We start from the raw sequence: 21378 nt of genomic DNA on the forward strand, positions 1-21378 counted from the left end.
ACTGTCCGCGTCTCTGCCCGCCGCCGCTCGTCCGCGATCAGGCGGGGCTGACGATCGGCCGGCGCTCGTAGAAGGTCTGCAGCACGACCGTGGTGCGGGTGCGGACGTTGGCCGCGATGCGGATGTCTCGGACGAGCTGCTCGAGAGAGCGCGGAGAGGCCACACGCACGAACAGCATGTAGGCCGCATCGCCCGCGATCGAATGGCACGCCTCGATCGCGCTGAGGTGCTCGAGCAGCTCGGGGGCGTTGTCGGGCTGCGCGGGATCGAGCGGGGTGATCTCGATGAAGGCCGACAGCGGCGCCCCCACCTGCTCGGGGTCGAGCACCGCCTGGTAGCCGGCGATCACCCCGCGCGACTCGAGTCGCTTGAGCCTCGACTGCACCGCAGACGTCGACAGCCCCACCGTCTCCGAGAGCTGGGCCAGAGTGGCTCGCCCGTCGCGGGAGACGGCGGCGAGGATCGCGTGATCGACAGTGTCATCCATAGGTGGAATAATAGAGGTGAAGCACGCCCGTCGCCGGAAAATTTCCGGCCTGTCCCCTGATCGGAGGGTTCGATGTCCACCATCACCAGCGCCACCCAGAGCATCATCGGCGAGCCCGAGGTCGTGGAGGACGCATCGACCGCCGAGCGCAGCGCCGCCTGGACGCTGCTGAAGGACGCCGCGATCGCGATGCGCCCGCTGCAGATCAAGGACGGCTCGATCCCGAACGCCGACGACCGCGAGGCTGCGGCCGGTCACGTGGCTACGATCATCTCGGGCATCCGGGCCCTCGCCCCTGCCTTCCCGCACGACGCGGCCTACCTCGACGCCCTCGTCGTCGACTTCCAGCGCTGGGCCGACGACGGCTTCGGCGTGCCCGACTTCCTCGACTCCCTGGTCGCCTTCCAGCCCCAGCAGCACCGCATCGACGGCATCCGTCACCTCGTCGTCTTCCCGATGTACACGCAGAACGGGTCGAGCGACCGCCTCGTCGAGGCGCTCATCGTCGAGACGATCTGGCCGGAGTTCATCGCCGAGCTCGAGGCCGGCGACTACGGCAACAAGCTGTTCGTCTCGTTGCGACTGGTCGACTTCACCCCCGGCTACGACACCAACTCGGCCGTGCTGTTCCCCGAGACCGTCGCGATGCGCGAAATCCCCTCATTCACCTGGGGCGCGATCTTCCAGGACCGTGAGGCCGCGCGGTACCGCCGCGTCGTGCGCGCGGCATCCGAGATCACCAACCTCGACCTGCCCGAGCGCGCGAAGGCGATGCTCGGCGACCAGCAGATGACCGAGAAGACGTTCGTGATGTGGGACATCATCCACGACCGCACCCACATGCGCGGTGACCTGCCGTTCGATCCGTTCATGATCAAGCAGCGGATGCCGTTCTTCCTCTACTCGCTCGAGGAGATGCGCTGCGACATGACCGCGTTCCGCGAGTCGGTGAAGATCGAGCGCGCGTTCGACGCCCGCATCGCCGCCGGTGAGACGCTCACCGAGACCGAGCAGGAGATGCACGACTACGCGCACCTCGTGCAGTACGCGGTGATCTTCGACCGCATCTTCCGCTTCGCCATCACCGGCACCCGGGTGCGCAACTACGACGCGGTCGGCGGTCAGCTGCTGTTCGCCTGGCTGCACCAGCGCGGCGTGCTGCACTGGACCGACACGGCTCTCGCCTTCGACTGGGACAACGTGCCTGACGCGGTCGTCGCCCTCGGAGACGCGATCGACGACCTGTACTGGCACTCCATCGACCGCCCGAAGGTGGCGCACTGGCTGGCCGCGTACGAGCTGGTCCGCGGCACGCTCACCCCGCACCCCGCCTCGCAGTGGGCTCGCGGCCTGTCGGACGAGATCCTCGCCGGTGCCCCCAAGGGCTACACCGACGCCGTGATGGACGATGAGTTCCCGCTGTCGATGTTCTTCGAGACGCTCGACAAGAAGATGAAGCCGGTCATCGAGTCGACCGTGGGCATCCGCGGCACCGACGACTGACACTCATCGGAGTGGGCGGGAGATCATCGTCTCCCGCCAACTCTCGTACCGAGGAGCGACTCATGAGCATCCACCGCACCGTCGTCCTCGCCGGGGCCACCAGCGAGGCGGGACTCGCCGCCGCCACGGCGCTGATCGCAGCGGGCGCCCGGGTGATCGCCACCGGCCGCTCGGAGGAGCGACTCGCCGCGCTTCAGGAGGCCGGGGCGCAGACCGAGATCGCCGATGCGACCTCGTTCGACGAGATGACCGCCCTGGCTGAGATGCTCGGCCCGGTCGATGCGGTGATCCCGCTCGTCGGCGGCTGGCGCGGCGGAGGCGGGCTCGCCGGTCAGAGCGACGCCGACTTCGACGCGCTGCTGCCCGCTCTGCAGGCGGTGCGCGCGACGAGCCGCGCCTTCGATCCGACGATCAAGGCGTCGGATGCCGGTCGCTTCGCGATCGTGTCATCGACCGTGGTCACCCGCCCCCTTGCGGGCGGGGCGAACTACGCGGCGATGAAGGCCGCGAGCGAGGCGTGGGCGCGGGCGGTCGCGCAGGGGTACGCCAAGGCGGCACGGGATGCCGGTGACGATCTGCGCGCGGCATCCGTCGTGTTCCGCGCTGAAGGCGCCCTGCAGGCCGACGCCCTGTCGCGGGCAGTAGTTGCGCTGTGGGATGAGGATGCCGCGGAGCTGAACGACACGGTCATCGCGCTGAGCTGAACGGGCGGTCTCGGCGCGCCCTGCCGGTCACGCCGGTTCTTCAGCATCGACCGGCGCCGGCTCGGGCCCAGCCTCGGGCGCTCGGGCGTAGAGGTCGGTGAGCAGCCGGTACGAACGAGTGAAGAACGCGAGCCCGGCCGCGACGACCATGATCAGACCGGCGAACAGGCAGATCAGGGCGATACCACGCGCCTCGCCCTCACCCAGCAGCCAGCCCCACTGCATCCGACCGGCATCACTGCGCATGAACGGGATGATCAGGAACTCGGCGAGCGGCGCGATCAGGAACGCGGTCACCGGAGCAGCCGCCGCCTCGACGGCCTGCGCCATGCCGAAGACACGACCCTGCCTGGCGTACGGCACCACCTTCTGGATCACGGTCTGCTCGGCCGCCTCGACCGGCGGCACCATCATCATGTACAGCCACATGCCGACGACGAACAGAGGCCACCATTCGCGCAGCATGAACACGGCGCCGAGCACGCCCATGGCGACGACGACGAGCAGCATGGTGCGCACGGGGCGCTTGCCGAGTCCGAACTTCGCGACGAGTCCGCCGCCGATGAGGAATCCGGTCGAGGCGAACGCGAGGGCGATCCCCCACATCTGAGCCGAGAACAGCGTCAACCCGTACGGGTCCATCAGCGCCATGTAGACGCCGCCGATGAGGTTGTTGAACGTCGAGAAGACGATCAGAGCGAACAGCCCCGGCGCCTCGCGAATCGCCTTCACGCTGCCGTGGAAGTCCAGCGCGCTCGGAGCGTCGGGGTCACGCTGCGGCTGCTCTTCGGGAATGCGGACGAACAGCAGGTGCACGAAGGTGAGCACCATCGCCACGATCGCGATGATCAGCGTCCACCCCATGCCGAGGAAGCCGATCGACAGCCCCGAGAACACGCTGGTGACGAGGAAGGCGATGCCCTGCACGGTACCGATCAGGCCGTTCGCGTTCGCGTGCCTCTCTTCCGGGATCAGCAGCGTGACGGTCGTCGACAGTGCGATGTTGCGCAGCTGCTCGATGACCCCGCCGACGAGGATGATCAGCGCGAACGCCCAGAACCACGGACCGCCGATGTCGAGCAGCGCCGATTCGGGCTGCCAGAGGTAGAGCACGCCCGCCGCGCCGAAAGCGACGGCTGAGACGACGCTCGAGATGAGCATCACGGTGTGCTTGCGGTAGCGATCGACGATCGTGCCGAACACCATCGAGAAGAACGCGATGAGCAGCATGTACGCGCCGCCGATGACGCCCGTCGCCAGAACCGACTGCGTCTCGATGTACACCCAGAACGTGAGCGCGAACCACAGGAAGCTGGTCGTCACGTTGGCGATCAGCGTGTTCACGAGCACGTTCGCGAAAGCCCTCGTCTTCGTTGCTGAGGTCACGGGTAGAGGGTAATCCCGGCCACCGACATCCGACAGGGCCGATCGAGGATCGGCGCACACGCCGCGCACTAAAATCGGATGGTGAGCACTCTGCATGACACCGCTGTGCGCGGCTTCGCATCCGACAACTACTCCGGCATCCATCCCGAGGTTCTGGCCGCGATCGCCGACGCGAACGAAGGCCACCAGGTCGCCTACGGCGAAGACCAGTACACCGAGCGGCTGCAAGAGGTGTTCCGCTCGCACTTCGGCGAGCGCGCGCAGGCGTTCCCCGTCTTCAACGGCACCGGAGCGAACGTCACCGGCCTGCAGGCCATGCTCCCCCGCTGGGGCGCGGTGATCGCGGCATCCACGGCCCACATCAACGTCGACGAGGGTGGTGCCCCGGAGCGCATCGGCGGTTTCAAGCTGCTCACCGTCCCCACCGACGACGGCAAGCTCACCCCCGAGCTCGTCGACCGCGAGGCCTGGGGTTGGGGCGATGAGCATCGGGCGCAGCCGCTGGTGGTCTCGATCACACAGTCGACCGAGCTCGGCACGCTTTACTCGGTCGACGAGATCACGGCGCTCGCCGACCACGCGCACGATCGCGGCATGAAGCTGCACCTCGACGGCGCACGCATCTCGAATGCGGCGGCGGCCCTGGACGTGCCGCTCGGCGCCTTCACCACCGACGCCGGCGTCGACGTGCTCAGCTTCGGCGGCACGAAGAACGGGGCGATGCTCGGCGAGGCGATCGTCGTGCTGAACCCGGATGCCGCCGAGGGGCTGCTGTACAGCCGCAAGTTCAACATGCAGCTGTCGTCGAAGATGCGCTTCGTGTCAGCGCAGCTGATCGCCCTGCTCGAGGGCGACCTGTGGCTGCGCAACGCCCGGCACTCGAACGCGATGGCTCAGCGCCTGCGCACCGAGGTCGAGCAGGGCATCGCCGACGGCAGCATCGACGGCGTCGGCTTCACGCAGCCCACGCAGTCGAACGGCGTGTTCGCGACGCTGCCCGACGGCGTCGCCGACCGCCTGCGCGAGAAGTTCCGCTTCTACGACTGGGATGCCGCGCGCAACGAGGTGCGCTGGATGTGCTCGTTCGACACCCAGGAGTCCGACGTCGACGCGTTCGTCGCCGAGCTGTCGCGCCTGACCTCTGCCTGACCGCCCGGCCGCGTCAGCGCAGCAGACCGAGGTGCGCGAGCGCCTGGCGGATCAGCGTGCCGCGACCGCCCTCCAGATCCGCCGCGAGCGCATCGGAGGCGGCTTCCTCAGGCGAGAACCAGGTCACCTCGAGGGCATCCTGCCGCGGTTCGCATGTGCCGGTGACCGGCACCACGAAGGCGAGCGAGACGGCGTGCTGGCGGTCGTCGTGGAAGGCGCTCACGCCCGGGATCGGGAAGTACTCGGCCACGGCGAAGGGCGCAGGCGATGCGGGCAGCAGCGGGAACGCCATCGGGCCGAGATCGTTCTCGACGTGCCGGAACAGCGCGTCGCGGATGGTCTCCCCGTACCGCACCCGACCGGAGACGATGGTGCGAGTGATCTCACCGAGCGGCGTGGAGCGCAGCAGCACGCCGATCGAGGTGACCTGTCCCGACCCGTCGGTGATGACGGGGATCGCCTCGACGTACAGCATCGGCAGGCGCCGACGCGCCTCCTCGAGCTCGATGTCGGAGAGCCAGCCCGGGTTCGCGTCGACGTTACGCGCGCCGTCGAAGCCGAAGTCGTCGTCGGGCTCGGGGCCGGGATCAGGAGTGCGCACCGCCATGGCTCTTTTCTACCAGCGTCGGGGCGGCTTGCCCCACGTCGACGCGATCGATTCCGCCGGCGTCGGGGCGGCTGACCCCACGTCGACGCGATCGATTCCCCCGGCGTCCGAGGCGGCTGGCAGGATGGCCTCGTGACAGTCTCGATCGATCCGTCGGTGACCCTGTGGTCGCCCGAACCGCGCGAGGGCAAGCCTCTTCTCGTGCTGCTGCACGGCTACGGGGCCGACGAACGCGACCTGTTCGGGCTGATCCCCTATCTGCCCGAGGGCCTCGCGGTCGCGGCCGTCGGCGCTCCGCTCACCCCGCCCTGGCCGATGCCTGGCCGCTCGTGGTACGCGATCGATTCGCTGACCACTCGGGATGCCGTGGGCATCACCACGGCGGCCGAGGCGCTGCTCGCATGGCTCGACGAGGCTGCGGCCGACGTGAGTTCGGTGGCGCTGCTCGGGTTCTCTCAGGGCGCGGCCGTCTCGCTGCAGGCCCTGCGCCTGCAGCCGTCGCGGATCGACGCGGTCGTGGCGTTGAGCGGGTACGCCGCCCCGGGCGAGCTGCCGAACGACGGCGTGCTGCAGGAGCAGCGTCCACCGGTGTTCTGGGGCCGCGGAACACATGACGATGTGATCCCCGCCGGCCTCGTCGAGCACACCGCCCAGTGGCTGCCGGCGCACTCCGAGCTCTCCGGACGCGTCTACCAGGGACTCACGCACTCCATCTCGGAGCAGGAGCTCGCCGACGTCCGCGTCTTCCTGTCGCAGTGGAAGGACTCGGTCGAGAAGAAGACCGCGTGAGCACGACACACCCGGGTTGCGCGTCTTCGCGAGGCGGGAGTAAAGTCGCAGAGTCCTGTCCGCCGTGTCTGGAAGTCCATTGATCTGATTCGTCGCCTCTCCGCGCAAATCATCCGCGCGCTGATCCGACGAACCCGCCTTCCGGCAGGACACGCTCCGAATTCGAGCCCCTCTTCGGGCTCTTCGATCCGACGTCGTCCGACGTCTCTTGCGAGCCCCCTTCGTCGGCATCCGCGCACCCCCACTTCCGGGAGTCGCTCATGTCATCACCGAACATCTTCACCTCCGCCGCCGTCACGCTCGACCGGGTCTCGTTCGCCTGGCCCGACGGCACGACCGCGCTCGATGCCGTCAGCGGCTCGTTCGGATCGGGTCGCACCGGGCTCGTCGGGCGCAACGGCGCCGGCAAGTCGACGCTGCTGCGCCTGATCGCGGGCGAGCTGACGCCGACATCCGGGCAGATCCTGCGCTCCGACCAGGTCGCCCACCTGCCGCAGCGTCTCACCCTCGAGACCGATCGACGGGTGGCCGACCTGCTCGGCATCGCCGCTCCGCTCGACGCGGTGCGCGCGATCACCGCGGGAGACGTCGATCCGGTGCACTTCGACGCCGTCGGCGACGACTGGGACATCGAGGCGCGCGCCGAGGCGTCCCTCGCAGAAGCCGGCCTCGACCCGTCGTTCCTCGACCGCACGGTCGGCGAGCTGTCGGGTGGGGAAGCCGTGCTCGCCGCCGTCGCAGGCATCCGGCTGCGACGAGCGCCGATCACGCTGCTCGACGAACCGACGAACAATCTCGACCGCGAGGCGCGGGCCCGCCTCGCGCAGATGGTGCGCACCTGGCGCGGTGCGCTGATCGTGGTCAGCCACGACGTGTCGCTGCTCGAGCTGATGGATGACACCGCGGAGATCTACGGCAGCGAGCTGAGCGTGTTCGGCGGACCGTATTCGCAGTGGCGAGCGTGGCTGGATGCCGAGCAGGACGCGGCACGCCAGGCCGAGCGCGACGCCGCGCAGGCGTATCGGAAGGAGAAGCGGCAGCGCATCGAGGCCGAGGCGAAGCTCGCCACCCGTGCGCAGATGGGGCGCAAGGCGTTCGACGAGAAGCGCGTGCCGAAGATCATCGCGAACGGGCGCAAGATGGCCGCTCAGGTGTCGGCCGGCAGGCTGCGCACCGAGGTGCGCGGCAAGGAGGACGCCGCTCACCGGGCCCTCGACGCGGCCGGTCGTCGCGTGCGCGACGACGACACCATGAAGATCGACCTGCCTGATCCCGAGCTGTCGGCGTCGCGGCGCATAGCCACCATCGGCGACGGGGAGCGGTCGTGGGTCGTGCAGGGGCCGGAGCGGGTGGCCCTGGTCGGTCGCAACGGGGTCGGCAAGACCACGCTGCTGCGCCGGCTGGTGGCATCCGCAGCTGACGGCTCCGGAGATCGGGACGGATCTGGCCAGGACTCAGCTGTTCCGGGGCAGATCCGGCCGATTCTCCGAAGTTCTGACGCGCACACCGACCGCATCGGGTATCTCTCCCAGCGGATCGACGGGCTCGACGAGCAGGCATCGGTGGTGCAGAACATCGCGGCGGTCGCACCGCACGTGCCGGACAGGGAGCTGCGGAACCGGCTGGCGCGGTTCCTGATCCGAGGGGCGACCATGGACCGGGCTGTCGGCGCGCTCTCAGGCGGCGAGAGGTTCCGTGCCGCGCTGGCGAAGCTGCTGCTCGCCGATCCAGCGCCGCACCTGGTGGTGCTCGATGAGCCGACGAACAACCTCGATCTCGACACGGTCGATCAGCTGGTCGAGGCGCTGCGCGCCTACCGCGGAGCCGTGCTGGTCGTGAGCCACGACGACGCGTTCCTCGCCCGGCTGAAGCTGGATCTCACCCTCGAGCTGGATGCCGAGGGTCGGCTGGTCGAGCTGGGCTGACGCAGACGGGCGGCCGGGGTGATGTCAGGCCGCCCGTCTCAGCCGAGCCGGGAGAGCCAGGGATGCTGCGGGAGGGTCCGCTGCAGCGCGTCCGCGAGCCATCGACGGCGCCGCTCATCGAGGAAGGGCAGGGTCGCGTCGAAGTCGGCGCCGTCCTTCTCGCGCAGACCCCTCGACCGCATGGCGCGGCGGTGCTTGAGCGCCGGGTCGGCGGCGAGCGCGGCGTACTCCTCGGAGTCCCTGACCTCGATGAACGTGTCGGTGTGGTTCGTCGTGTGCGCCATGTCGCCAGCATCCCCTACCCCTCTTCCGTTGTCGAGAGCAAGCACCGAGGCGATGTCCGTGGTCTGTCCCATGATGGAGGGGTGCCGGACGTGCTCGACAGGTTCACCCCCGCCACCCAGGATTGGTTCCGTGGGGCGTTCGACGCGCCCACGCCAGCCCAGGCGGGCGCGTGGGACGCGATCTCCGCCGGGCGCAACGCCCTCGTCGTCGCGCCGACCGGGTCGGGCAAGACGTTGTCGGCGTTTCTCTGGGCGATCGACAGCGTGTTCCGCGAGCGGACGGCCGATTCGGCGGCGACAGCGGATGCCGAGGAGCGCGCTGCGCGCACGCGCGTGCTCTACATCTCTCCCCTGAAGGCTCTGGGCGTCGACGTCGAGCGCAACCTGCGCTCACCCCTGATCGGGATCGGGCAGTCGGCGCGGCGCCTCGGCGTCGCGGCACCGGATATCACCGTCGGCGTGCGCTCGGGTGACACCACCTCGAGCGACCGGCGAAAGCTCGTCAGCGACCCGCCCGACATCCTCATCACGACGCCCGAATCGCTGTACCTCATGCTCACCAGCCGAGCCGGCGAGACGCTGCAGAACGTGCACACCGTGATCATCGACGAGGTGCACGCGGTGGCCGCCACCAAGCGCGGCGCACATCTGGCGGTCAGCCTCGAGCGGCTCGACGCGCTGCGCACTGCACGGGGAGCGGAGAAGCCCGCTCAGCGGATCGGTCTGTCGGCGACCGTGCGCCCCATCGATGAGGTGGCGCGATTCCTGGGCGGATCGGCGCCGGTCGACATCGTCGCCCCGCGCGCGATGAAGACATTCGAGCTCGGCGTGGTCGTGCCCATCGACGACATGCGCAACCCTCCTCCGCCGCCCGGGGCATCGGCTTCGGCTGGTGAACCGGCCGAGTACACCGAGGTCACCGGATCGGTGTGGCCGCACGTCGAGGAGGCGATCGTCGACAAGGTGCTCGAGAACCGCTCGACCATCGTGTTCGCCAACTCCCGGCGACTCGCCGAGCGGCTCACCGGTCGGCTGAACGAGATCTACGCCGAGCGCATCGGGGTGGCCGTTGCCGAACCGGCGGGACCGCCGGCCGCCAGGGCCCACGGAGCAGAGGCTCCGGGCGGCGCGCATGCGCCGGCTGGAGGGGCGGACGGGGCGGCGCAGGCGGGCGCCACCGCCGGCGCCGATCCGGTGCTCGCCAAGGCCCACCACGGGTCGGTGTCGAAGGAGCAGCGGGCGATCGTCGAAGACGAGCTGAAGTCGGGCGTGCTGCGCTGTGTGGTGGCGACGAGCAGTCTCGAGCTCGGCATCGACATGGGCGCGGTCGACATGGTCATCCAGGTCGAGGCGCCGCCGTCGGCGGCATCCGGTCTGCAGCGCGTCGGCCGCGCGGGCCACCAGGTGGGCGAGATCAGCCGGGCGTCCCTGTTCCCCAAGCACCGCGGCGACGTGCTGCACACCGCGATCGTCACCGAGCGGATGCTGGCGGGACAGATCGAGGCGATCGCCGTGCCGCGCAACCCGCTCGACATCCTCGCGCAGCAGACCGTCGCCGCATGCGCGCTCGATTCGATCTCGGTCGAGGAATGGTTCGAGACCGTGCGGCGCAGCGCGCCGTTCCAGACGCTGCCGCGTTCGGCATACGAGGCGACACTCGATCTGCTCGCCGGCAAGTACCCGTCGGACGAGTTCGCCGAGCTGCGCCCGCGCGTGGTGTGGGATCGGGATGCCGGAACCCTGACCGGCCGGCCGGGAGCGCAGCGCATCGCGGTCACTAGCGGCGGCACCATCCCCGACCGCGGGCTGTTCGGCGTGTTCGTCGCGGGCGAGACCAGCGGTGCGCGCGTCGGCGAGCTCGACGAGGAGATGGTCTACGAATCACGGGTAGGCGACGTCTTCACCCTCGGCACCACCAGCTGGCGCATCGCCGAGATCACCCACGACCGGGTCAACGTGCTGCCGGCGTACGGGCAGCCCGGCAAGGTGCCGTTCTGGCACGGCGACGGCATCGGCCGTCCGTTCGAGCTCGGTGAGGCCCTCGGGCGGTTCTCGCGCGAGGTGTCGACGGCGACTCCCGCCAAAGCCCAGCAGCGACTGATCGACGCGGGCCTCGACGAGCGCGCGCGCGACAATCTCATGGGGTACCTGACCGAGCAGCGCGAGGCCACGGGAACCCTGCCGACCGACCGCACGCTGACCGTCGAGCGAGGTCGCGACGAGGTCGGCGACTGGCGGCTCATCCTGCATTCCCCCTATGGCATGAAGGTGCATGCTCCGTGGGCTCTCGCACTGAACGCTCGGATCCGCGAGCGGCTCGGTGTCGAAGGCTCGGCGGTGGCGAGCGACGACGGCATCATCGTCCGCATCCCGGATGCCGACGCGCAGCCGCCCGGAGCTGACCTGTTCGTCTTCGACGCCGACGAGCTCGAGCAGATCGTCACCGCCGAGGTGGGCGGATCGGCGCTGTTCGCCTCGCGATTCCGCGAGTGCGCGGCCCGTGCCCTGCTGATGCCGCGGATGAACCCCAACAAGCGCACGCCGCTGTGGCAGCAGCGGCAGCGCTCGGCGCAGCTGCTTGAGGTCGCGAGGCGCCATCCGACTTTCCCGGTGATCCTCGAGACCCTGCGCGAGGTGCTGCAGGACGTCTACGACCTGCCGTCGCTGCGCCGGCTCATCACCGACATCGCCGAGCGCCGCATCCGTCTCGTCGAGACCGAGCCCGGCCAGCCCTCCCCCTACGCGCGCGACCTGCTGTTCGGCTACGTCGGCGCGTTCATGTATGAGGGCGACTCGCCGCTCGCCGAGCGGCGGGCCGCGGCCCTCGCCGTCGACCCTGCCCTGCTCGGGGAACTGCTCGGCACGGTCGAGATGCGCGAGCTGCTCGACCCCGACGTGATCGCGCAGTTCGAGCGCGAGGCGCAGCGACTCGATCCGCAGCGCCGGGTGCGGGGGGTGGAAGGCGTCGCGGACCTGCTGCGGATGCTCGGCCCGCTGGACGCGGAAGAGGTGGCTCTGCGGCTCGACAGCACGTCGACGAGCTCTGCCGCCGACGAGGCAGCCCGGACCGCCACGGGTGCGGATCCCGCGGCTGTCCCGGGGGCGGATGCCGCGGTTGAAGCGACCAGGGAACCCGGTGCGGCGACCGCGGACCAAGCCGCCGCACTGCTCGCCGAGCTCGTCACCGCTCGCCGCGCCATCGCGGTCACGATCGCGGGCCGCTCCCGGTTCACGGTGATCGAAGACGCGGGCCGGCTGCGCGATGCGCTCGGCGTCGCGCTGCCCACGGGCATCCCGGTGGCCTTCCTCGAGCCTGTCGCTGATCCACTCGGCGATCTCGTGTCGCGACACGCGCGCACACACAGCCCGTTCACGACCGAAGACGTCGCAGCCCGGTTCGGCATCGGCGCGGCTGTCGCCAGGCACACGCTCCAGCGGCTGGAGTCGGCGGGCCGGCTCACCAGCGGGTTCTTCCTGCCCGCCGCATCCGCCGCCGCCGACGGATCGAAGGAATGGTGCGACGCCGAGGTGCTGCGCCGTCTGCGGATGCGCTCGCTCGCCGCGATCCGCGGCAGTGTGGAGCCGGTCAGCCCGCAGGCGTACGCGCGTTTCCTGCCCGACTGGCAGCACCTGACGCGGCCGACCGAAGGCGTCGATGGCGTGCTCAGCGTGATCGAGCAGTTCGCCGGCGTGCCGATCCCCGCCAGCGCCTGGGAGTCGCTCGTTCTGCCCGGCCGGGTGCGCGACTACTCCCCTGCCCTCCTCGACGAGCTCACCGCCGCCGGCGAGGTGGTCTGGGCGGGCCACGGGTCGCTGCCGGGTCGCGATGGGTGGGTGTCGCTGCATCCCGCCGATCTCGCGCCCTTCACCCTTCCCGTACCCGAGGAGGCACCGGCGGCAGGCTCCCTCGAAGAGAAGGTGCTCGATGCGCTGCAACTCAGCGGCGCCTCGTTCGCCGGCGCGCTGAAGACCATGACCGGCGCCGATAACCAGCAGTCCGTGCTCGAGGCCCTCTGGTCGCTGGCCTGGCAGGGGCACATCACCAACGACACCTTCGCGCCCGTCCGCGCGCTCATCGCCGGAGGGTCGCAGGCGCACAAGACCGCGCGCCGGGCGCCCCGCACGCGCACCTACCGCGGCATCTCGCTCGCACGACCGACCGCACAGCCGTCCGCCGCGGGCGCGGGTGGCCGGTGGGCGGTGCTGCCCGAGACCGATCCGGATGCCGCGCGCCGCGCCACGGTGACCGCAGGGCTGCTGCTCGACCGCTACGGCGTCGTCACCCGGGGCGCCGTGCAGGCGGAGGGCGTGCCGGGCGGCTTCGCACAGGTGTACCGCGTGCTCGCCGGCTTCGAAGAGGCCGGGCACTGCCGGCGCGGCTATGTGATCGAGAAGCTCGGAGCCGCCCAGTTCGCGGCGTCCACGACGGTCGACCGACTGCGCACCTTCGCCGGACTCGCCGATCCGCCTCCACTGAACGCCGTGACGCTCGCGGCGACCGACCCCGCCAACCCCTATGGCGCCGCTCTCGGCTGGCCGCGGCTGGAGGCGGTGTCGCATCGTCCCGGCCGGAAGGCCGGCGGGCTGGTCGTGCTCGTCGACGGCGAGCTCGTGCTCTATCTCGAACGCGGCGGCCGCACGGTGCTCGCCTTCGATGACGACCCCGAGGTGCTGAAGGCCGCCGCCGCCGACCTGGTCGCCACGTCCAGGGCGCGCCGGCTCGAGACCCTCACCGTCGAGAAGATCAACGGCGAGGGCGTGTACGGCACCCCGTTCGCATTCGCCCTGCAGGAGGCGGGCTTCGTGGCGACCCCGCGCGGCTACGCCCTGCGCAAGACCGTCTGATTGACTGCACACATGCTCAGCGAGTTCTTCACCGGCGTCCGCTACCTCGGGCGCGGCTTCGGGTACTGGCGGCGGCGCCCCGGGCTGATGGCGCTCGGTCTCGTGCCCGGCCTCATCGCCCTCGCGCTGCTTGCCGCCGCGATCATTCCGCTGCTGCTGAACCTCGGTGGCATCACGGCTTGGGCGACACCGTTCGCCGACGGGTGGGATCCGTTCTGGCGCAACGCCCTGCGTGCCGCCGTCGGCGTGGTCGCGGTGATCGCGATCCTGGCGCTGGCGAGCGTGACGTTCACCGCGCTCACGCTGCTGATCGGCGACCCGTTCTACCAGCGGATCTGGCGTGCTGTCGAGACCGACCTCGGCGGCGATGTGCCCGAGGGAGACGGCGGATTCCTCGTGGCGCTCGGCGAGAGCATCCGGCTTATCGCGCTCGGTGCGCTCGTCGCCCTGCTGGCGCTGGCATCGGGGTTCGTGCCGCTCATCGGTGCTCCGCTCGCCGCCGTCATGAGCGTGCTGCTGACCGGCCGCCTGCTCGCGCGCGAGCTGACCGGCCGTGCGCTGAACGCGCGCGACATCCCGACCGTCGAGCGTTCGCGGCTCTTCTCGGGGCGGCGGGCCCGCCTGCTCGGATTCGGCGCGGCCACCCAGCTGTGCTTCATGGTGCCCCTCGGCGCGGTGTTCACCATGCCGACCGCGGTCGCCGGAGCCACCGTGCTGGCGCGCGACCTGCTGCACCAGCGCTCGTCGACAGCGGCGCACCGTGCCTGAGGGCGACACGATCTACCGCGCCGCGAAGCGCCTCGACGCCGCGCTGCGCGAGCAGGAGGTGACCCGCTTCGACCTGCGCGTGCCGCGTCTGGCCACCGCCGACCTCAGAGGGCGGACGGTGCACGACGTCGTTCCTCGCGGCAAGCACCTGCTGATGCGGATCGGCGAGTTCACCCTGCATTCCCATCTGCGCATGGACGGAGCATGGTTCACCTATCGCCCGGGCGAGAAGTGGCGTCATCCCGCATTCAAGGTGCGCGCGATCGTGGGCACCGCCGAACACGAAGCAGTCGGCGTCGACATCGCCGAGGTGAAGCTGGTGCCCACCCGCGACGAGGGCCAGCTGGTCGACTACCTCGGACCCGACCCGCTCTCCGAGAACTGGGATCTGGACGAGGCGATCCGGCGCCTCAGCGCAGACACTCGTCCCATCCACGTCGCCCTGCTCGACCAGCGCAACGTCGCAGGCTTCGGCAACGAGTACGCGGCGGAACTGCTGTTCCTGCGCGGTGTCCGGCCCGAGACGCCGACGCCGGACGTGGATGTTCCCGCCCTGCTCGACCTCGGCGTGCGCACCATCAGGGCGAACCGCGACCGAATGGATCGCACTTTCACGGGAGACGCCAGGCGGGGCTTCACCGACTGGGTCTACGGGCGCGCGGGCCGCTCGTGCCGACGCTGCGGCACCCGCATCCGCAAGGGCGAGCTGGGCGCCGATCCGACCCGCGAGCGCATCACATTCTGGTGTCCGAACTGTCAGCGGTGAGCTAATCCCAAACGGGGAATGAATCAAGCCCCCTCCCGGTTGTACATATATCCGGAAGACTCCGGAACACGGGAGGAAACGTGGGCAAGAACTACATCGATATCGAGGACGACCAGGGCGCCACGCTGCGCTACCGCAAGCACGTCAATGGCCGCGGACTCGTCGCACACGGCGCGAAGGTGCATCCGAAGGCCCTCATCGAAGCCGGCGCCTATGTCGAACCGGGCGCTCGTGTCGGCGCCGGTGCGCGGGTCGCGCGCGGCGCCTGGGTGGAGCCGGATGCCGTGATCGGCGAGAACGCGCGAATCGACGCGCACGCGCACATCGGCGTCGGAGCGGCCGTCGGCGACGGCGCGTGGATCGGCGTCCGCACCGAGATCGGCGCGGGAGCGCGGGTCGCACGGGGAACGCGCATCGGCCACGACGAGAGCGTCGCCCCCGGTCTCACCGTCATCACCGACCGCAAGGGACTCTGGCTCGCCGCCTGATCCCGTCCACCGGAGCCCGCCTGGTCGATTCGGCCGGCGGGCTCTTCTGCATCCACGGCCGGTACGCTGAACCGGTGAAGAACGACCGGCGCCGCGCTCCGAAGGGTGGGCGTCCGCGCCCGGCGAAGACACAGAAGCCGGCACAGAAACCGGCGCAGAAGCGCACGCCTCGCCCTGCGGCGCAGCCTGCGCCCCCGGCAGACCAGACGCCGCGCCGGTTCCGGCTCGGCGTCATCCCGGGCGCCACCCCGGGCAAGTGGGTGGACGCCTGGAAGGAGCGCATGCCGCACGTCGGCATGGACGTCGTGCCCATCACGGTCGCCGGTCAGCGTGCAGCCCTCGACGATCTCGATGCCGCACTGGTGCGTCTGCCCCTCGACGACCGCGACGCCCTGCACGTGATCCCGCTGTACGACGAGGTTCCCGTCGTCGTGGCGCCCATCGACTCGTTCCTGATGGCGACGGACAGCCTCACGGCCGACGATCTCACCGGACAGGTGCTGATCACCCCCGGCGATGACGTGCTCGGGCCGCTCGATCTGCCCACGCAGACACCGTCGTTCCCGACGATAGAGACCACGAAAGACTCCGTCGCGACCGTGGCCTCCGGCGTCGGCATCCTCATCGTGCCGATGTCGCTCGCCCGGCTGCACCACCGCCGAGACGTCGACTACCGTCCGCTCCTCGGCGGGCGGGCCTCGACCGTCGCACTGGCGTGGCTGCGTGACGCGACCACGCCGGACGTCGAGACGTTCGTCGGCATCGTGCGCGGACGCACCGCGAACTCGTCACGCTGACCTCTGCCCCGCAGATGAGGGCAGAGGTCAGCGCCGCCGGCCGTCAGGCAGCCGCGCGGTGGACCGCGCCCGCGGTGACCGACAGCCCGCCTCCTGCGGATTCGACCCGCACGTCGCCGCCGTCAGCGAGCTCACCGGTCACGAACAGGTCTGCGATGCGGTCGTCGACCTCACGCTGGATGAGGCGGCGCAGCGGACGCGCGCCGTACTCCGGCTCGTAGCCGTGCTCGCCCAGCCACTCGACAGCGGCATCCGACACCTCGAGTGAGACGCCGCGAGCGGACAGGCGCTGCGAGGTCGCCTGCAGCATGAGCCGGACGATCCGGCCCAGCTCCTGGCGACCGAGCTTCTGGAACAGCACGATCTCGTCGATGCGATTCAGGAACTCCGGCCGCATCGCCTCGCGCAGCCTGCCCATCACTCGAGCCCGCAGGTCCTCCGCCGACGCGAAGCCGTTCGCCGAGGCATCCTGCGACGCCACGAAACCGAGGGCCCCAGAGCGCGAGGCCAGGAACTCCGAGCCGATGTTCGAGGTCATCACGATCACCGTGTTGCGGAAGTCGACCGTGCGGCCCTGCCCGTCGGTGAGGCGTCCGTCGTCGAGCACCTGCAGCAGCAGGTTGAACACGTCGGGGTGCGCCTTCTCGATCTCATCGAACAGCACGATCGAGTAGGGGTTGCGCCGCACCCGCTCGGTGAGCTGACCGGCCTCGTCGTACCCCACGTAGCCGGGAGGGGCCCCGACCAGGCGAGACACGGTGTGCCGCTCGCCGAACTCGCTCATGTCGAAGCGGATCACGTTCGCCGTGTCCGCCTGCCCTGAGCCTGTCGAGGGGAACAGGCGGTCGGCGAGAGCCTTCGCCAGCTCGGTCTTGCCCACACCGGTCGGACCGAGGAACAGGAACGATCCGACGGGACGACGAGCGTCGCCCATGCCGGTGCGGCTGCGCCGCACGGCCCGAGCCACCGCGGCCACCGCGTCGTCCTGCCCGATCACGCGCGCGTGCAGGTCTGCTTCGAGCTCGCCGAGCCGCTCGCGCTCAGTCTCGGTGAGACGGCTCACGGGGATGCCCGTCGCCCGCGACACCACGGCGGCGATCTGCGACTCGTCGACGACGGCCTCGGCAGCCGGCGCAGTCGTCGCAGGCGCGCCCGCGGCATCGATCCGGCCCTGAAGCTCCGCGATCTCGTCACGGATGCGCGAGGCCTCCTCGTAGTGCTCCGCGTTCACCGCGGCGTCCTTCCGCGACTCGAGCTCGTCGAGCCGGGCCACCATCTTCTCGACGTCGGGCACCACGCCGAGGCGCAGCCTCAGCCGCGCGCCGGCCTGATCGATCAGGTCGATGGCCTTATCGGGCAGCACCCTGTCGGGCAGATAGCGCGCACTCAGCTCGACGGCGGCACGCACGGCGTCGGCGGTGTACGTCACGGAGTGGTGCTGCTGGTAGGCGGGCAGCAGGCCCTCGAGGATCAGCACGGCGTCGTCGGTCGACGGCTCCGAGACTTTCACAGGCTGGAAACGACGCTCGAGCGCCGGATCCTTCTCGATGCGTCGGTACTCGCTCAGCGTGGTTGCACCCACGAGGTGCAGATCACCACGGGCGAGGCGGGGCTTGAGGATGTTCCCGGCGTCCATGCCGCCGTCGCCCGATCCGCCGGCGCCGACGACGGTGTGCACCTCATCGATGAACACGATGATCTCGCCCTTGTGCGCGGCGATCTCATCCATCGTCTTCGTCAGGCGCTCCTCGAAGTCACCGCGGTAGCGGGTGCCCGAGAGCATCGTCGGCAGATCGAGAGCGATGACACGGCGGTCTGCGAGCTGGGCGGGCACGGCGTTCTCGACGATCGCACGAGCGAGCCCTTCGACGATCGCCGTCTTGCCGACGCCCGCTTCGCCGATCAGCACGGGGTTGTTCTTCGTACGGCGGCTGAGGATCTCGATGGCCTGCTCGATCTCTTCGGCGCGCCCGATGACGGGGTCCAGCTCGCCTGCGCGAGCGCGAGCGGTGAGGTCGAGCCCGTACTGGTCGAGCATGGGAGTGGCGGATGGCTGCTCCGCCGTGCCCTCATCGGTGGCGGCTCCCGCGGTGACCGACTCGCGAAGACCCTGCGTGAGGGCCTCCGGCGTGACGCCGACGCGGGCGAGGATCTGACCGGCCGGCACGTCCTGCGCCAGAACGAGCGCGAAGAACAGGTGCTCGGGGTCGATGTAGGTCGCGCCGGACGAACGAGCCACCTGGTACGAGTGGAACAGCGCACGGCTGGCGCCCGGCGTGATCGTCGCGGCGCTCAGGGCCGCGCGTTCGGCAGGAACGGGCAGACCCGCGTCGACGGCCGCCACGATCGCCTGCGGGTCGACGCCGATGTGCCGGATCGCCTGCGACACCGCGTCGTCCTCGACGATCACCCGCAGCACGTGCAGCGAGTCGAGATCCGTCTGCCCGCGCTCGAGCGCGAAACGGCCGGCGCGCTGCAGGACCTGCTGGGTGCGCGCGGTGAGGAACCGAGCGAGGTCGATCGAGCGAGCCTGCCGGTTGCGCTCCCCCGCGAGATAACGGGCCAGGAACTCGTCGAAAGATCCTGAACCCGCTTCGTTGAAGTCGTTGGGCATTACCTTTCCTCTCAAAGTTGAGCGTAGTGCTGTCAACTTCAACATCGGCCCGCGGCCCGTATTCCCGGCTCAGGCCGAATCGCCCAATAGACTCGGCGCATGTCCTCGGTGCTGTACGTGTGCGTCCGACCGGAGCGGAGCGCGGCCGACGCCGAGCACCGCTCGTTCCGGCGCGGACTGGGCCTCGGCTCCCTGGACCGCCTTGACCTGCTGCACGCCTCGCTCGAGACGGTGGAGTGGCAGCAGTACGAGGGCTTCGTCATCGGCGGATCGCCGTTCAACGTGACGGATGCCGAGAAGGACGAGTATCAGCGGGCGGTGGAGCACGACCTCGAGCGGATCGCCCGGCGTGCGCTCGACGGCGACGCGACCGCGCTGTTCACTTGCTACGGCATCGGCGTCGTGACACGGATGCTGGGTGGCGAGGTGCACACCGGTCAGCCCGAGCAGGCCAGCGCGACCAGTGTGCAGCTGACCGATGCGGGCATCGGCGATCCGCTGTTCGGCCCCGGCGCGCCCACGATGTCGGTCTTCACCGCGCACAAGGAGTCAGCGCGCGAGACGCCGCCGGGAGCCGTGCTGCTCGCCACCAACGACGCCTGCACCGTGCAGGCGTATCGGGTCGGCGAGCGGCTGTACGCCACGCAGTTCCACCCTGAGGCGTCGCCCCAGGACTTCGCCGATCGGATGGCGGTGTACCGGGCATCCGGCTATTTCGACCCGCGCGACTACGAGCGCACCGAGCGCGCGATCCTCGATGCGTCCGTCGACGGCCACGACCTGCTGGCGCGCTTCCCTGAGCTTCTGCGCGGCTGAGGTCGCCCTTCGACAGGCCCAGGGAGCCAGGGTGGGGCCTGGGGGTCAGGCTCCGAGGGCGAGCGCGATGCGCTCGTCGAGATAGCCCTGCAGCGGCACGAGCAGGCCACCCGGCGACCACCGCACGCTCGGCACCCCCTCGACCAGGGCCAGAGGGCCCGACACTCCGCCCGCGTCGACCGCAGCTGCGTCGAGCACCTGCCATCCGACGTGCACGACCTCGCCCTCGGCGAAACCCCCTCGACGCGCCTGCGCCCTCCGCTCTGCTCTCGCCCGCGCCGACTCGGCCGTGTAGCCGCGCCGCACGGGCTCGGCGGCGCGCAGGATCTCGGCGGTCGACAGCACGCCTTCATCTGTGAGCAGCAGCACGCCGAGGTGCCAGGCGGCACCCGCGGGGACGATCCGATCGGCACGCCACCGCGAGGTGCGCTCGCGGCCCAGCGACTCGCGCGGTGCCGCGGCGAGGCGCGCGCGGGCATCGCGCAGCAGCTCCTCGGTCGGCCCCATGGGTCAAGGGTAACGATTCGGCGCCGCCCTCCGGATGCGGGCAGAATCGACAGACACCCCAGTTCAGGAGCATCCATGCCGCACACCGACACCGCACGCCTTCTCATCGCCTGCGACGACAAGCCCGGGATCGTCGCGGCCGTCGCGGGAGTGCTGGCCGCGCACGGGGCGAACATCATCTCGCTCGACCAGCACTCGACCGACGAGGAAGGCGGACGGTTCTTCCAGCGCACCGTCATCCACCTCGACGGGCTCTCTGCCAAGCGCCCGGAGCTCGAGGCGTCGATCGCCGAGGTCGCCGACCGGTTCGGGATGGAGTGGTCGCTGCACGACACCGCTAAGCGCAAGCGCGTGGCGATCTTCGTGTCGAAGTACGACCACTGCCTGATGGAGCTGCTCTGGCGCACACAGCGCGGCGAGCTCGACATCGATGTGACCATGGTGATCTCCAACCATCCCGACCTCGCCGAATCGGTGCGCTCCTTCGGGGTGCCGTTCATGCACATCCCGTCCGGGGACAAGGCCGCGATGGAGGCCCGCCAGCTCGAGCTGCTGCAGGGCAACGTCGACCTGGTCGTGCTCGCCCGCTACATGCAGATCCTCACCGACGGATTCATCGAGCGGCTCGGAGCGCCGGTGATCAACATCCACCACTCGTTCCTTCCCGCGTTCATCGGCGCGAATCCCTACGCCCGCGCCAAGGAGCGCGGCGTGAAGCTTATCGGCGCGACCGCCCACTACGCGACCGCCGATCTCGACGAGGGCCCGATCATCGAGCAGGACGTCACCCGCGTCACGCACGCGGAGTCTGCGGCGGAGCTGCAGCGGCGCGGAGCCGATGTGGAGCGGTTCGTGCTCGCCCGCGCCGTGAAGTGGCATGCCGAGGACCGCGTGATCGTGCACGGGCGCTCGACCGTCATCCTCTGACGATCGCGCGGACGAG

At 70.1% G+C, this 21378-nt stretch carries 18 protein-coding genes; 12 read left to right on the forward strand and 6 right to left on the reverse strand.

Annotated elements, in window-relative coordinates; translation table 11 throughout:
- Window positions 1-37: 37 nt before the first annotated feature.
- Window positions 38-487 carry an Lrp/AsnC family transcriptional regulator gene (locus V2S05_RS07615; RefSeq protein WP_271639478.1) on the reverse strand — a complete coding sequence of 150 codons (450 nt, stop codon included), beginning with the start codon at window positions 485-487 and terminating at the stop codon, window positions 38-40.
- Between the two features lie 72 nt (window positions 488-559).
- On the opposite strand from V2S05_RS07615, the gene V2S05_RS07620 reads away from it, so the two are divergent.
- Entirely contained in the window at window positions 560-1990 is a 1431-nt protein-coding gene (locus tag V2S05_RS07620) for a DUF6421 family protein (RefSeq protein ID WP_413634595.1), read from the forward strand.
- 62 nt (window positions 1991-2052) lie between these two features.
- Window positions 2053-2694, forward strand: a complete 642-nt coding sequence (locus tag V2S05_RS07625; RefSeq protein WP_413634596.1) for an SDR family NAD(P)-dependent oxidoreductase — start codon at window positions 2053-2055, stop codon at window positions 2692-2694.
- A gap of 27 nt (window positions 2695-2721) precedes the next feature.
- Here V2S05_RS07625 and V2S05_RS07630 read toward each other — a convergent pair whose 3' ends face one another.
- Window positions 2722-4080 carry an MFS transporter gene (locus tag V2S05_RS07630; RefSeq protein ID WP_413634597.1) on the reverse strand — a complete coding sequence of 453 codons (1359 nt, stop codon included), beginning with the start codon at window positions 4078-4080 and terminating at the stop codon, window positions 2722-2724.
- 81 nt (window positions 4081-4161) lie between these two features.
- Here V2S05_RS07630 and V2S05_RS07635 point away from each other — a divergent pair, with 81 nt between their 5' ends.
- A complete protein-coding gene (locus tag V2S05_RS07635; RefSeq protein ID WP_413634598.1) occupies window positions 4162-5229 on the forward strand; it encodes a threonine aldolase family protein in 1068 nt (355 codons plus the stop codon).
- A 13-nt stretch (window positions 5230-5242) separates the two neighbouring features.
- Here V2S05_RS07635 and V2S05_RS07640 read toward each other — a convergent pair whose 3' ends face one another.
- The gene (locus V2S05_RS07640) at window positions 5243-5836 is read right to left on the reverse strand and encodes an NUDIX hydrolase family protein (protein ID WP_271639473.1); all 594 of its coding nucleotides are present in this window, start codon (window positions 5834-5836) and stop codon (window positions 5243-5245) included.
- 132 nt (window positions 5837-5968) lie between these two features.
- Between V2S05_RS07640 and V2S05_RS07645 the strand changes: the two genes are divergently transcribed.
- Both V2S05_RS07645 and V2S05_RS07650 read left to right on the forward strand, forming a co-directional pair.
- Window positions 5969-6625: an alpha/beta hydrolase gene (locus tag V2S05_RS07645; protein WP_413634599.1), complete on the forward strand. Its 657-nt coding sequence runs from the start codon at window positions 5969-5971 to the stop codon at window positions 6623-6625.
- A 260-nt stretch (window positions 6626-6885) separates the two neighbouring features.
- Window positions 6886-8550 carry an ABC-F family ATP-binding cassette domain-containing protein gene (locus tag V2S05_RS07650; protein WP_413634600.1) on the forward strand — a complete coding sequence of 555 codons (1665 nt, stop codon included), beginning with the start codon at window positions 6886-6888 and terminating at the stop codon, window positions 8548-8550.
- 38 nt (window positions 8551-8588) lie between these two features.
- On the opposite strand, the gene V2S05_RS07655 is transcribed toward V2S05_RS07650, so the two are convergent.
- Window positions 8589-8834, reverse strand: a complete 246-nt coding sequence (locus tag V2S05_RS07655; RefSeq protein ID WP_413634601.1) for a hypothetical protein — start codon at window positions 8832-8834, stop codon at window positions 8589-8591.
- A gap of 81 nt (window positions 8835-8915) precedes the next feature.
- Here V2S05_RS07655 and V2S05_RS07660 point away from each other — a divergent pair, with 81 nt between their 5' ends.
- The 5 genes from V2S05_RS07660 (at window position 8916) to V2S05_RS07680 (ending at window position 16498) form a co-directional block, all read left to right on the forward strand.
- Window positions 8916-13679, forward strand: coding sequence for a DEAD/DEAH box helicase (locus V2S05_RS07660; RefSeq protein ID WP_413634602.1), 4764 nt, complete (start codon window positions 8916-8918; stop codon window positions 13677-13679).
- Window positions 13680-13691: 12 nt separating this feature from the next.
- The gene (locus V2S05_RS07665) at window positions 13692-14447 is read left to right on the forward strand and encodes an EI24 domain-containing protein (RefSeq protein ID WP_413634603.1); all 756 of its coding nucleotides are present in this window, start codon (window positions 13692-13694) and stop codon (window positions 14445-14447) included.
- The gene (locus tag V2S05_RS07670; RefSeq protein ID WP_271639467.1) at window positions 14440-15213 is read left to right on the forward strand and encodes a DNA-formamidopyrimidine glycosylase family protein; all 774 of its coding nucleotides are present in this window, start codon (window positions 14440-14442) and stop codon (window positions 15211-15213) included. Before V2S05_RS07665 ends, V2S05_RS07670 begins: the two co-directional genes overlap by 8 nt.
- Before the next feature lie 80 nt (window positions 15214-15293).
- Entirely contained in the window at window positions 15294-15701 is a 408-nt protein-coding gene (locus V2S05_RS07675) for a transferase (protein WP_271639466.1), read from the forward strand.
- 74 nt (window positions 15702-15775) lie between these two features.
- Entirely contained in the window at window positions 15776-16498 is a 723-nt protein-coding gene (locus V2S05_RS07680; RefSeq protein WP_413634604.1) for a LysR substrate-binding domain-containing protein, read from the forward strand.
- 43 nt (window positions 16499-16541) lie between these two features.
- Here V2S05_RS07680 and V2S05_RS07685 read toward each other — a convergent pair whose 3' ends face one another.
- A complete protein-coding gene (locus V2S05_RS07685) occupies window positions 16542-19112 on the reverse strand; it encodes an ATP-dependent Clp protease ATP-binding subunit (protein WP_413634605.1) in 2571 nt (856 codons plus the stop codon).
- Window positions 19113-19211: 99 nt separating this feature from the next.
- Between V2S05_RS07685 and V2S05_RS07690 the strand changes: the two genes are divergently transcribed.
- Window positions 19212-19928 carry a glutamine amidotransferase-related protein gene (locus V2S05_RS07690; RefSeq protein ID WP_413634606.1) on the forward strand — a complete coding sequence of 239 codons (717 nt, stop codon included), beginning with the start codon at window positions 19212-19214 and terminating at the stop codon, window positions 19926-19928.
- A gap of 45 nt (window positions 19929-19973) precedes the next feature.
- Here the strand turns inward: V2S05_RS07690 and V2S05_RS07695 are convergent, their stop codons facing one another.
- A complete protein-coding gene (locus tag V2S05_RS07695; protein WP_413634607.1) occupies window positions 19974-20435 on the reverse strand; it encodes a glutaminase in 462 nt (153 codons plus the stop codon).
- Window positions 20436-20510: 75 nt separating this feature from the next.
- On the opposite strand from V2S05_RS07695, the gene purU reads away from it, so the two are divergent.
- Window positions 20511-21362, forward strand: coding sequence for a formyltetrahydrofolate deformylase (gene purU / locus V2S05_RS07700; RefSeq protein WP_413634608.1), 852 nt, complete (start codon window positions 20511-20513; stop codon window positions 21360-21362).
- Window positions 21363-21378: the final 16 nt, after the last annotated feature.

This window comes from Microbacterium sp. OR16 (genome assembly GCF_047306725.1).
Taxonomy (GTDB): Bacteria; Actinomycetota; Actinomycetes; order Actinomycetales; family Microbacteriaceae; genus Microbacterium.

Excerpts from the sequence above, each read along its gene's own strand:
- V2S05_RS07615 (WP_271639478.1), bottom strand. The coding sequence starts at position 487 with ATGGATGACACTGTCGATCACGCGATCCTCGCCGCCGTCTCCCGCGAC.
- V2S05_RS07620 (WP_413634595.1), top strand. The coding sequence starts at position 560 with ATGTCCACCATCACCAGCGCCACCCAGAGCATCATCGGCGAGCCCGAG.
- V2S05_RS07625 (WP_413634596.1), top strand. The coding sequence starts at position 2,053 with ATGAGCATCCACCGCACCGTCGTCCTCGCCGGGGCCACCAGCGAGGCG.
- V2S05_RS07640 (WP_271639473.1), bottom strand. The coding sequence starts at position 5,836 with ATGGCGGTGCGCACTCCTGATCCCGGCCCCGAGCCCGACGACGACTTC.
- V2S05_RS07650 (WP_413634600.1), top strand. The coding sequence starts at position 6,886 with ATGTCATCACCGAACATCTTCACCTCCGCCGCCGTCACGCTCGACCGG.
- V2S05_RS07655 (WP_413634601.1), bottom strand. The coding sequence starts at position 8,834 with ATGGCGCACACGACGAACCACACCGACACGTTCATCGAGGTCAGGGAC.
- V2S05_RS07665 (WP_413634603.1), top strand. The coding sequence starts at position 13,692 with ATGCTCAGCGAGTTCTTCACCGGCGTCCGCTACCTCGGGCGCGGCTTC.
- V2S05_RS07685 (WP_413634605.1), bottom strand. The coding sequence starts at position 19,112 with ATGCCCAACGACTTCAACGAAGCGGGTTCAGGATCTTTCGACGAGTTC.
- V2S05_RS07690 (WP_413634606.1), top strand. The coding sequence starts at position 19,212 with ATGTCCTCGGTGCTGTACGTGTGCGTCCGACCGGAGCGGAGCGCGGCC.
- V2S05_RS07695 (WP_413634607.1), bottom strand. The coding sequence starts at position 20,435 with ATGGGGCCGACCGAGGAGCTGCTGCGCGATGCCCGCGCGCGCCTCGCC.
- purU (WP_413634608.1), top strand. The coding sequence starts at position 20,511 with ATGCCGCACACCGACACCGCACGCCTTCTCATCGCCTGCGACGACAAG.